The sequence below is a fragment of the Nonomuraea sp. NPDC005650 genome, from assembly GCF_040605375.1.
GTDB lineage: Bacteria > Actinomycetota > Actinomycetes > Streptosporangiales > Streptosporangiaceae > Nonomuraea.
In genome coordinates, this window is sequence record NZ_JBEXCR010000022.1 from 46,541 (window position 1) to 57,643 (window position 11,103).

The 11,103-nt window shown below is 68.0% G+C and carries 14 protein-coding genes; 2 read left to right on the forward strand and 12 right to left on the reverse strand.

Features of this window, described 5'->3' with window-relative positions; genetic code table 11:
- Window positions 1–81 precede the first annotated feature (81 nt).
- A complete protein-coding gene (locus ABZS69_RS34330) occupies window positions 82–474 on the forward strand; it encodes a hypothetical protein (protein ID WP_355379537.1) in 393 nt (130 codons plus the stop codon).
- On the opposite strand, the gene ABZS69_RS34335 is transcribed toward ABZS69_RS34330, so the two are convergent.
- Together ABZS69_RS34335 and ABZS69_RS34340 are read right to left on the reverse strand one after the other, a co-directional pair.
- On the reverse strand, window positions 471–1,694 hold the full coding sequence (locus ABZS69_RS34335; RefSeq protein WP_355379538.1) for a phage minor capsid protein: 1,224 nt from the start codon (window positions 1,692–1,694) through the stop codon (window positions 471–473). The two genes, ABZS69_RS34330 and ABZS69_RS34335, sit on opposite strands and share 4 nt — an antisense overlap.
- 21 nt (window positions 1,695–1,715) lie before the next feature.
- On the reverse strand, window positions 1,716–1,970 hold the full coding sequence (locus tag ABZS69_RS34340; RefSeq protein WP_355379539.1) for a hypothetical protein: 255 nt from the start codon (window positions 1,968–1,970) through the stop codon (window positions 1,716–1,718).
- Between the two features lie 93 nt (window positions 1,971–2,063).
- On the opposite strand from ABZS69_RS34340, the gene ABZS69_RS34345 reads away from it, so the two are divergent.
- Window positions 2,064–2,231 (forward strand): hypothetical protein, encoded by a 168-nt coding sequence (locus tag ABZS69_RS34345; protein ID WP_355379540.1) that lies wholly within the window; start codon window positions 2,064–2,066, stop codon window positions 2,229–2,231.
- Window positions 2,232–2,257: 26 nt separating this feature from the next.
- Here the strand turns inward: ABZS69_RS34345 and ABZS69_RS34350 are convergent, their stop codons facing one another.
- The 10 genes from ABZS69_RS34350 to ABZS69_RS34395 all read right to left on the reverse strand — a co-directional run bounded on the left by ABZS69_RS34350 (window position 2,258) and on the right by ABZS69_RS34395 (window position 11,018).
- Entirely contained in the window at window positions 2,258–3,817 is a 1,560-nt protein-coding gene (locus ABZS69_RS34350; RefSeq protein ID WP_355379541.1) for a hypothetical protein, read from the reverse strand.
- A gap of 12 nt (window positions 3,818–3,829) precedes the next feature.
- Complete coding sequence (locus tag ABZS69_RS34355; RefSeq protein WP_355379542.1) at window positions 3,830–4,033, reverse strand: hypothetical protein; 204 nt, start codon at window positions 4,031–4,033, stop codon at window positions 3,830–3,832.
- Window positions 4,033–4,263 (reverse strand): hypothetical protein, encoded by a 231-nt coding sequence (locus ABZS69_RS34360; RefSeq protein WP_355379543.1) that lies wholly within the window; start codon window positions 4,261–4,263, stop codon window positions 4,033–4,035. Before ABZS69_RS34360 ends, ABZS69_RS34355 begins: the two co-directional genes overlap by 1 nt.
- 105 nt (window positions 4,264–4,368) lie before the next feature.
- Entirely contained in the window at window positions 4,369–5,640 is a 1,272-nt protein-coding gene (locus ABZS69_RS34365; RefSeq protein WP_355379544.1) for a PBSX family phage terminase large subunit, read from the reverse strand.
- The gene (locus ABZS69_RS34370) at window positions 5,637–6,116 is read right to left on the reverse strand and encodes a winged helix-turn-helix domain-containing protein (RefSeq protein ID WP_355379545.1); all 480 of its coding nucleotides are present in this window, start codon (window positions 6,114–6,116) and stop codon (window positions 5,637–5,639) included. The genes ABZS69_RS34365 and ABZS69_RS34370 overlap by 4 nt, the downstream gene beginning before the upstream one ends.
- 112 nt (window positions 6,117–6,228) lie before the next feature.
- Window positions 6,229–6,402 (reverse strand): hypothetical protein, encoded by a 174-nt coding sequence (locus tag ABZS69_RS34375; RefSeq protein WP_355379546.1) that lies wholly within the window; start codon window positions 6,400–6,402, stop codon window positions 6,229–6,231.
- Entirely contained in the window at window positions 6,399–7,067 is a 669-nt protein-coding gene (locus ABZS69_RS34380) for a hypothetical protein (protein ID WP_355379547.1), read from the reverse strand. Before ABZS69_RS34380 ends, ABZS69_RS34375 begins: the two co-directional genes overlap by 4 nt.
- An 11-nt stretch (window positions 7,068–7,078) precedes the next feature.
- Window positions 7,079–7,429: a hypothetical protein gene (locus tag ABZS69_RS34385; RefSeq protein ID WP_355379548.1), complete on the reverse strand. Its 351-nt coding sequence runs from the start codon at window positions 7,427–7,429 to the stop codon at window positions 7,079–7,081.
- A 211-nt stretch (window positions 7,430–7,640) separates the two neighbouring features.
- Window positions 7,641–10,202, reverse strand: a complete 2,562-nt coding sequence (locus ABZS69_RS34390) for a phage/plasmid primase, P4 family (protein ID WP_355379549.1) — start codon at window positions 10,200–10,202, stop codon at window positions 7,641–7,643.
- Between the two features lie 108 nt (window positions 10,203–10,310).
- Window positions 10,311–11,018, reverse strand: coding sequence for a hypothetical protein (locus ABZS69_RS34395; RefSeq protein ID WP_355379550.1), 708 nt, complete (start codon window positions 11,016–11,018; stop codon window positions 10,311–10,313).
- Window positions 11,019–11,103 lie beyond the last annotated feature (85 nt).

Genomic DNA, 11,103 nt, shown 5'->3' on the forward strand with positions numbered 1-11,103 from the left:
GACCGCTCCGGGCGGCCTGTTTCGGGCATCCGTTCGATAGCAATCGGACGGAAGTCAACATGTGGGGCGTACGGTGCGCGCATGCGAAACACCCTGATCACCGTGTGCGCGCTGCTCGCGCTCGCAGGCTGCAGCTCTCCACAGCCGTCGCCCTCGGGCGACCAAGGCAGCCACGCCAACGCGTCGACCTCTGCGACCGCGCGGGCCGAGCCGGCCGCGGCCGGGATCCCGTCACCGGACGCGCTAGAGTCCGCGCAGCTGCTGGATGCTCTCGCACTCGTCGATCCGGCGCTCGATCACAAGCGGTCGATCTCGCGGGCCCGCGACACGTGCCAGTCGATCCTCGCGGGCGGGGACCAGAAGAAGCTGTTATCGGCTGTGCGACAGCGGTTCGACGGGACGGCGAGCATCAGCACGGCAGACGCTGCAGTGATCGTGCAGGTAATTCAGGACAGCGGATGGTGCCGCCGTTAGACGAGCACCTGTTGGACGGGGGGTTGCAGGTCCTGGACGGGTCCGCCCTTCGGCCCGCCTGCCTTGGGGATGTTGCCGGCGCCGATCTGCTCCCTGTAGGTGAGCCGCTTCAGCTTCGGGTTGGCGGCCAGGTGGCCGCGTAGCGCGGCCTGGGCGGCGGCCACCCGCGCGTTCGCGTCCTTCTTCGCTTCAGGGGTGAGCGCGCCCACCAGCTGCTCCTTCGCGGCGCGGATGCGGCGCTCCAGCGCGCGCTGCTTCTGCCGCGCCTTGTCACCCTCGGGGTCGGCCGTGTTCTTCTTCAACGTGGTTACGCCCGGCAGGTAGGCGCTGGCGGAGTGCCGGCAATTCGGATGGAACAACCCCTTCGCCCTGGCGCCGTCGAGGGTGTCCACCACGTCGACGGTGATGAAGTGGTCGTCGCGGGTGGCATGCTCCACCCGGATCTTGCCGACCGGGCCAGGATCACGCCGCAGCACCTTCGACTCGAACGGCCTGCAGCGCTTGCACTCCTGGACGTTGTCGGAGATGTAGACGAGGTCGATGTCGAGCTCGGCGAGCCGATCGGTTTGGCCCTGCACGGCGGCGCGCTGCGCGTTGGTGCGCGCCAGCATCTCCACGTAGGTGGAGAGTTTCCAGCGGCGGCCGGCGCGGTCGGTGAAGTCGACGATGCCGCGATCCATCAGGCGCTGCCAGGCGGCCTGTGAGGCTTCGCGCCGGGTGAAGGCTCCGGAGGTGACGCGGCCGGCGGCGCCGGCCTGGACGGCGCGGTAGGCGTCGAGCGGTGCTCGCAGGATGTTCTGGTCGACGCGGCCGACGTCGCGGTGCAGCGCCTGGGCGATGTTCTCCAACACCCTGGCGTTCGGGACGACCGCGGTCGCCTGGCGCGCGGCCTGGCCGACACCCGACTTGGGGAACCACTTCTCTGGCAGGTCGGCGACGGCCGCATCCTGCCCGGACCGGTACGCCCTGGCGATCGCCTCGCGGATGATGCGCGCCCGACGCTCCTGCAGCGAGGCCAGGATCAGCCGGGCGCTGGCCTGCAGCTTCCGGACCGAGTCGAGCTTCTCCTGGTAGAAGGCGACCGGCTGGGGCTGCTCGTCGCCGGGCAGGTCCTTGCGGAGCTGTTGGGCGACGGTGCGCACCAGCGCTACCTCTACTTCGCGGTACAGGTCGGCGACGGTGGCGGCGATCTGGTCGAGGAGGTCCTGGTCCACAGCCACGAGCAGGACCTCCCCAGCGAGCTACTCCGCCGTCTTGCGCGGCCGACCGCCCTTCCGCGCTCGGCGCTCGGCAAGCTCGGCCTCGGCCTGTTCGAGCGCGGCGACCTCCTCAGGGGTGCCGTGCTCGCGGATGGTGGCACGGATGTGGTTGAGCAGGTCCTCGCTGCGGTCGTATCCGAGGCGGGCGCAGACGGTTTCGTATGCGTCCCACAGCAGGTCAGGGGCTCGGAAGCGCCTGATGGGGGTGTGCGCGTCGGCGGGTTTCTGTGTGGTCACACAGAAAGTTTGCCACAACTATTGTGTAGCCACAAGGCTCCCTGATACTGTGTGGCTACACGGAAAAGAGAACATCTAATCAGGGAGAACGAAATGACGAACAAGATCTACACAAGCGCCTCGCACACCGTGTACAAGACGGCCGAAACGTGCTTCGAGGTCTACTACGCCGACGACTTCTTCCGGCAGAGCTTCAGCACCGAGGCCGACGCCATCGCCTACGCCGACGCGCACGAAGAGCGCCCCTGGAGCTGGAGCTAACACGCCGGGCCCCGGGAGACCGGGGCCTACTTCTCCTCACGGGCGGGACCGTCACCAGGCGGCCCGCTCTCTGCGTCGTCGGAGCCGACCATCTCGCCGGGAAGCGCGAACGGATCCGCCACCGGATCCGGCCGGGCCTCCCCGATCGCCTCCACCTCCGCCTGCACCTGGTCCTCATCCCAATCCGGGTGAAGCATCCGCACCGCGGTCTCGTCGCTGACGGCTTCAGCGCGGCGCATCAGTTCGACGGTTTGGGCGAGCTGCATGATGTCCGGCGAGACGCTGTCGGCCATGGTGATGGTCGGGCGTTCCGGCGTGACCGCTCCCTCGAACCCGAGCGCGGCCTCCAGCTCCAGGAGCATTTCGATGCCGTCGGCGAGCGGCGGCACCGTGTACAGGTCCTTCTTGCTCTTCGTGATCAGCGACCGCCGCTCCTTCGCGGAGACTTCGGTGGCGGTGACGGCCACCTCGCCGCTGAGCCCGAAGGATTGGGCGCTGTAGCCCGTTGCCCGGAGGATCGCGGCCAGGAGTTCGGCCTGGGTGTCCCGATGTTCGGCCACGCGGATCGCGAACTGCTGCGCGCTGATCTCCATACGGTCGTCGCCGCCGAGGATGTTGAGCGCCTCGTAGATTTCGCGGTCGGGGTCGAAGTAGGCGCCCTGGCCTTTGCCGAGGGATTTCAGGTAGGAGTCGGGCACTATCAGGCGGGCCTTGGCCAGGCGGATGTCCCGCATCCACGAAGTCCACACCTCGTCGAGCGCGTCCATGAGGCCAAGCACGGGGCCGTCGAAGTCCGAGCGGCCGAGGTTGGCGCCGGCCGGATAGTTCCGCCAACCGCGGTTGGGCCGCATGTTGGGGACGTAGACGGCGGTGCACCGGTCGAGGCCGGTGTCGATGACGGGCTGCATGCCCGCGGTCTCGGGGTGGGCGGTGAGCGGCAGCTGGCCGCCGAGGTCGCCGGGCTTGCCCTTGTACAAGCCGTTGTAGATGTAGCCGGGCTCGTGGCGTTCGAGATGCCAGAAGCACGTGTCGTCGTCGAGTTCGAGCACGCGCCAGAAGGTGACCGCCCACAGACGCCCCCAACGCCATTCCGGCACGGCGGCGTCCGCGTGGACGGCGGCGAGCCACGGGAGGTCGGCGACCTGCTTGTCCCAGACGGCGCGCAGGTAGTAGCCGCCGAGGGCGGCGCCGACTTCGGCCCCTTCGAGGAGGGTGGCCTGCAGTTGGGGGAGCATGTCGTCGATGCGCTGCTGGGTGTCGGGGTTGTCGCATGTGATGGTGGGCGGCTCGGAGAACAGCAAGTCGCTGGACATGGTGCAGATGTCGGACGCGACCGGCACGTGGAGTTTCGTGCGCTTCTCGCCTTGCGGTGTGGGGTGTCCCCAGAACCATCTCGCCGCGGTGCCGACCAGGCCGCCCCGGTACTGGGAGGGCCGGTTGGCGGGCACGTTGCTGTTGCGGGGATCCCCGTACAGTGCGGCGAGCCGGTCACTGTCGCCGGTGTACCAGGCGTCCAACACGGCGTACTGCTGCTGAATGGGTTGCAGGTTGCGGGGCGGCCAGGATCCTCCCGAGGGCAACGGCACGATGGCCTCCCTTCAGGACTTGTCGAGCTGATCGATCACGTACTCCAGGAGCGCGCGGCAGATGGCGCGGTCGCGTGGCGGCATGTGCTCGACGACGGCACGGTCGAGAGTCGTGATCGTGGGGCTGTCGCCCTCGGTGATGTACAGCAACGCAGGGCCTGGAGGCACGGTGATCGTGCGCAGCGCTTCCTGCATGGTGTCGACATGGATCGACATCAGGGCTTGTCCAGCGCGGCCCGGACGAAGCAGTCCTTCGCCTCCAGCAGCTTGCGCAGGCCCGCGGTGACCTCGGGACCGTCGGGCAGCGCGTTGATCATCTGCTCGGCGAGGTCGTGGCACGGCTTGCTGATCGCCTGGAGGTGGGTGGGCAGGTGCTCGTACTCGAAGTAGCGAGAGATCTGGTAGGTGCTCGGGTGGCGGCCGATCAGGTTCATGGTGATCTCCAAAGGCTCGATTTTGGATCTTGAAATGCGACTTGCGGGAAGTAGAGATTCCCAAAAGTTAACGGCCGGTAGAGCAGTGCTCACAACTTTGCGGAGGTGCGCAAAGTTTCAGCGCCCGCTCGCCGGGGCGAGCTGCCCGTGCCAGATGTTGCGCGTCGTCCTGATCCCGTACCGGAGCGCGTCACAGCCATGGTCGGCCACCTTCAACGGCTTGTCCTCGCCCTTCTCGGACGCGTCGGGGTCCCAGGCGTACCCGGGAATCTCCTTGATCAGCTCCCGGCACCCGGCGTGCACGAGGAGCCGGCCGGTGGCGAAGAGGGAGGCGACGTCGCGGATGCCGTCGACCACCTCGTTGTCCGCGAGGGTGCTCGTGGTGCCGTCGCGGTGCATCTGCACCCTGTACGACTTCGCGGACGGGTCGACGACCCAGTACGACGGCGTGATACCCAGGGAGGCGACCCAGGCGCGCACGCGCTCGGAGTATTCGGCGTCGGTGAGTGAGCCTCGCTGCTTCTTCGAGTCCCAGCGCCATTCGTGGCCGACGTACAGGCGGCCGTCGACGCCCAGGCCGATCGCCAGGGCGTGGAACGGGTTCGTGGTCCCGTAGTCGAGGGCGATGCATAGCCATTGCGCGATCGGCGGCAGCTCGGCGATGACGTGCCGGGCCGGATCCCAGGATTCGTAGACGACGCCCTCCGCCAGGCACCACTCGCCGAGGATCAGGCGGCGGTACCAGAGGCCGGTGAACTCGGAGGAGACGTCGGCGACGTATTGGGCGGTGAGGTTCGGGTTGTCGGCCAGCTTGAAGCTGAAGCGGTGAAGGTTGAGCGTGTCGGGGTCGTCGCTGTGGTCGTGGACCTGGCCGTCGTGGTCGAGCCACAGCCGGGCCCGGTCCAGGTAGTCGGTTTTCAGCCAGTGCTGCGGCCCGTCCGGGTTCGTGGTGGCCAGCAGTTGCGCGCCCGGGATCGAGAGGCGGGTGAGCAGCATGACCCAGAAGCTCTCGGGGATCGTCGAGGCTTCGTCCACGTAGGCGCCCACCAGGGACAGGCCCCGGATCTTGTCCTCGGAGCCCTCGTTGTAGGCACCGGCTACGTAGATCAGGCGGCCGAGCAGGTGGAGTTCGCCGGCGCCAGCGACGAACTTGCAGCGCTTCTCCCCCAGCATCTCGACCAGCGGGTCGATGATGTTCCGCTTCAACGTCCGCTCGGTCTTGCCGACCATGAGCAGCGGCCCGGCCGGGGCCGACCTGACGAACTTGAGCCACTTCATCAGCGAGCTGATCGTCTTCGAGGATCGGACCGACCCGTCCCAGATGTTCAACCGGGCGGTCGCGAGCTGCACGGATTCACGTTGCTTGCCCACGAGGGGGGTGACGTTCACAGGCCCGTCATCTCCTGCAGCCAGAGGTCGACGGCGGCCTGCGACTCACCCGAGTTGTCATGCCGCTCGACCGCGAGATGCTTGTCGATCGCGGTGGCCGCGGCCACGATCAGGTTCCGCTTATCGCCAGTCGGGGGTTCGTCGAACGTCTTCTCGTTGTACGTGTTGTCCTTGCCACCGAAATTCCACGCGGTGTGCGGCCGATGCAGGTCGTCAAGGAACCGGTTGCACTCCTCCAAGAACCGGCGCGACGTGCTGGCCCTCAGCGCGGCGTTGTCGGCCCTGGCCGCCTCAGTCGCGTTCTTGGTTTTCGATCGATCGAATGCGTTCGCGATCCCGGCGTCTTTGGCCAGCTTGGAGACGGTGGACTGCGCTACTCCGTGATCGCGAGCGATCTGGCGCGCGGACTTCTCGCCAGCGCGGATGTCGTCGAGGATCTCAGCGCGCTTCTGGTCCGAGATGGTCGGTCGGGGCACACGTGCTCACCCCCGAACATGCGGAAGCCCCGCACGGTGGCGGGGCCGGTTTTGAGGCGTGCTTCGCCCACTGCCTGTGGATAATACCCGCCCCTGCAGGTGGCCGCAATGATCAGGGAATCCGCTCCACGATCATGCCGGGGCACGCGGGAGCGTGGCGGGCAGCGAGCCGCGAGGGCGAGACGATCCGCGGAAACGGAACATCGACGTCGAGCCTCTCCTGGCAGCGTGTGCAGTGCAGGCTCGCGCTGAACAGCCGGTTCAGCATCACGAGGAAGCGCCTCATGACGCCAGCTTCTCACGTTCTTCGGCGGCATGGATGAGTCGGGCGAGCCGGGGCCAGTCCTGGATGGGCCAGACGGGTTGTCCTCCCCACCAGGTGCCGACCTGGTCGAGCGGGGGTTCGCAGACGCCTTCGCACACGACGGCGACCATGCCGCCGGGCAGTTCTCGCACCCGCCACACGTCCGTGTTGTGACACCACGGGCATTCGACGTCGAGGTGCTGGCCGTCGTACACCATGCACAGCAGCGAGGCGACGCGGTCGACCATGGCGGCTGCGACCGGTGCCACTTGCTCGACCAGCTGCTCGGGCAGGTGCCGGGCCGCGTACAGCAGGTAGGGGCGGGCGTCGAGCTCGCCAGGCCCGGGTGAGGGAAGCCATCCCCGCCCGTAGTGGCCGGCGATGGCGGCGGCGAGGTCGTCGGCCTGGACGAGCATGTCGAGCACGGCCTGCAACACGTTCACGTCGAGCGGGGCCGGCGACGCCCCGAGGGACAGCATGGACCGTTCGAAGCGTTCGATGCGGGCCTGCTCGTCGAGTTCGGCGCGCGCTTCCGGGGTGAGTTCTATTTGCCGCCACGGGCGTCGGGTGCCTGGAATTCTGGCGTCGACAAGGTCGGGCCAATATTCGACGACCCATTCGAGGTTCGCGACCACATTTTTCAGCATGGGATGCCTCCTCAGAATTGCGGGTCGTCGGGGGTGGACACGTTGAATGGAATGAATAGCTCAATCGGGTTCGAGGGTGGTGGCGGGAAGTGTGGGCCTGGCGGGCACACGTGCTGCGCTAAAACCTGCCATTTGCGTTCGCCGAGGATTCGGAATGATGTCCGGTGCCACAGGTACGGGCGGCGCGGTAGTCCGAGGGGCTGCAGGTCGTACGTGAAGTGGCCGGCCTGGATGGCGGCCAGCTCCTGGGCGGCGTCGATCGGTGCCGGGTTGGCGCGCACCCACACGCCCTCGCTGTAGCCGCTGAGGATGGGCCGCCCGCACCGGCGGCAAATCGCGAGCGACACCGGGCTGGAGATCATTTTCCGCCCCCGATGACGGATGACACTTCCGCTCCGGTTGACGCCATTGTGCGGGCGCGCATGCGTACGCGCACACACACGCGTAAGGCGTTAACCGGAGGAAAACTGTCACCCGTCACGATCATGGATCGCCGGGCGGAATCCTGGCTGGTGGGGGGTCGAATCGTGGCAATGACGGATGTGTCACCCGAACCTGTCACGACGATCTTGGTCACCATCCGGGGCCGCCGATCTTGTCGGAGTCGTCCGGCTGCGAGAATCCCGGCCGTGACAGATCCGCGGAAGGCGATGACAGATCCGGGGAGGGCTCGTCGGCCAGGATCGTGATCCCCGTATAGGACCTGGCGGACGCGGATCGGGTCTGCCCAACCCCGTACCTTCTGGCGAGCTCCTGCGTCAGCTTCTTGGCGCTCACCGGAGTCTCGCCCTCCTGGAAGCACCAGCGTTCGTATCCTTCGCGGAGTTTCGTGATCCGGATCTGCACCTGGTCGGACGCGGCCGTGTGGCAGCAGTCCTCAACGAAGCGGGCGACGGTGTCCTGGTCGGCCGCGTAGTTGTCGGTGGCCGCCTTGACGCTGTCCGGCTCTTGGAGGCCGTTGGCGGCGTACTGGGCCGCGCCCTGCACGATCCACGCCATCAGCGCCGGCCCGTGCTCGCTGGCGAGGATGCCTTGCAGGTCGTCCACCATTTTCTCCTCAGGCACCTCATTCAGGAACGGGATCAGGCGGAGCCGCCGCCAGAACGCGCGCCCGCCTGCCCGGACGGCGGGCTGGTGGTTGCCCATCAGCCACAAATGGTGTGACGCCTTGAACGTGAAATGGTCCTCCCTAATAAACCTGGCGGTGATCGTGTCGCCGCCCGTCAACTGCTGCACTTTTTTCTCGTCAAAGCGTGCGTCATCAGATACTTCGGAGCAGACAACCATGCGCATGCCGACGAGGCGGGCCAATTCGGTGGGGTGCTCGGAGTGCGATTTCGCCATCAGGAAATCGGCCGGGGCGGTGGTGGCGTAATCGCCGAGCACGCTCATCAACGATTCGAGAAAGACGCCTTTCCCGTTGCCGCCGGAGCCGATGCAGAACGGCAGCCGATGCTGCGCGACGCTGCCTGTCGCGCTGTAGCCGACGAGGCGTTGCAGGTAGCCGACCAGCTGGTCGTCGCCGCCGAACGTGTCAGCCAGGAACTCCAGCCAGCGAGAAGCGTCGGTGTCCGGGTCGGGCGCGCACGCAGTCATCTTCGTGTGCAGCCTGGACGCGTCCGACGGCAGCAGCTCGCCCGTCTCCAAGTTGATGATGCCGCCCGGCGTGTTCAACTCCATCGCATGCGCGTCCAACTGGTCGAACCCGACCGTGACGCGAACATCGGTTTGTGCCTGGGCGAGGATGGCGCCCGTCCCCAGCGAGGAGAGCGCCTTCTTCTTGTGGGCGATCGCGGCCTTATCCACTTCGGGCAGGCCGCGGGCGATCCTCTTGGCGTACTCGCGTACGAGGCCGCCGCCTTTCGGCTGCCACTCCCAACGCACCCCGGTCCAGGTGATCCACCGGCCGCGCTCGGGCACGAACCTGATCACCTCGCCGAACCGGTCGACCAGCTGGAGTGCGTTGCCGTCGTCGGATTCGGCGTACGTCTTCTCTTCCACCACCTGCAGTGGCGGCGCGGGCGGCCCGTCGGCGTGCAGCTGGTGCACGGTGGCCAGGTTCCCGTCAACGAGCGGCGGCGGGACGGGCGCCGGCGCCGGGACGGTGCGTTCGACGCGCTGCCCGTACCCGGCGGCGGAGAGGGCGCTCGCCGCCGCGCTGTGGTCGTCGCGGTGCTCGACGTGGGCGTAGGCGCCGAACCGGTCGTAGGGCCGTTCAGGCTCGAACTCGGTGCTGGTGCTGAAGACGTACAGGTTGTCGGCGCCGCCCTTGCCGGTGGTGGCCGAGACGCCCATACGCTTCCCTGGACGACACCAGTAGGTGATCCCGGCCGAATCCGTCCACAGGCGTGTCCACCCCCTGGGGACGAGCAGTTCCTCCCACGTGGTGCGCGCGTTGAAGTCGGCGCCGGGTGACACGCCGCCGTCGTCGTCCCAGGCGGGCGCGGGCTGCGAGAACAGGGTCGACGTGGGCGGCGCGGAGGTCTCTCCCGCGGCTGGCATCTGGTCGAAGACGGCCGCCAGGTGGTGGAGGAGGTCGCGCTCCTCGCTGGTGATGGTGGGGATCGTGTCGGGGCTGCCGGCGAGCATGTGCCACGCCCGGCCGGTCTCGTGCGTAGCCCCGGCGGAGGGGGCGAGAACAACCCAGCCGCCCTCCCCGCGCGTCTCAATCAGAACCTTGATTTTGTCGTCGGGGTTATCAGCCAGCTCGGCCGCGGTGGCGGGACGCCGGGCGAGTTTCGTGTTCCCGGCCACGGGGCTGCCGGTGACGCGGTAGAGGATGTGGATGCCTCCGCCGGGAGTCAGCTCCATATATCCGGTGGTGATGCGCTGCCACAGGTCTCCGAGCCCGGACGCGTGCGCCAGCTGGGTGGCGTGTTCGGCAACATGTTCGGCGACGGCCCGGCCTTCGAATTCGAGCATTTCGAGGTTGCCGGAGACGGCGCCGCACACGGTGCCGAGCCCGTCGTATTCGTCGGCCTGGAACCACTCCTGCAGCTGGTCGCGGCTGGGCCTCTCGGCCTGATATCGCTTCCACATGATGGCGGGGCGTTTGCTGCCGTCGGCGGCGGCCGGGAGGACGCACAGGCCGGCCTCGTGGAGTTGGAGGGCCGTCGGCAGCAGCTGGTCGTTCAAGTTCGGCCCCGCTTTCCTTTAATGACTAACTGACTTGATTCAGGTGGAGATGGGTTCGGCCCCGACAGGAGGGAGGGGTCCTGTCGGGGCCGGTCACGGGGGGCCGCCTTACGCGGTGGCGGGCGGGGCGGGCGGCATCTGGGTCATGCCGAGCGCGGCCATGGCCGCCATCGCCTCCGCCTGGTTAGGCACCGCCTGCGGCACCTGGGCGACGGGCGCGGCGGCCGGAACCGGGGCCTGGGGGGCGGCCCACGCGGGCGGGGCGGCCGGAACGCCGGGAGCCTGCGGCAGCGGAGCCGACGCCACCGCGGGAGCGACCGGCGCGGGCGCCGCCACCGGGATGGGCGCGGCGACCGGGACCGCGGCGGGCACGGGCGCCTGGGCAACCGGCACGGCGGTAGGCACCGGCTGCGGAGCCGGGGCGGCGGCGGGCTGGAAGGACGGGAACGGGTTGCCGCCGACGCTGTTCAGGTACTGGGTGGCGTAGGCGGCGTCGTTCTGGTCGAACTCGTTGAGCACGTACGGCGCGGACTGGCCGGGCTTGGCGACACCCCGGGCGAGGCGGCCGAGCACCGGGTCCTGGCCGATGCTCCCCTTCAGGGAGCCGATGAGCACCTTCTGGAAGACGAGCACGTTGGCTTCGGCCTTGGGCCCTTCGGGGTGGGTGAGGATGACGACGTCGGTGACGAGCGGGTCGGCGATGCCGTTGGTGGTGACGACGCCGGAGCGGATGGAGCGCGGGTAGAAGAGGAGGAGGTGGCCGACGTAGTCGGCGATTTTGACGTCGGAGGCGGGGGCGGGCTGGGAGAACGACATGAGGTGAACCTTTCGACTTGGTGTTGCGTTGCCGTGCAGTGACGACGGTACAAGATGAAGCATTATGAAGCAAGACGGTACAGCG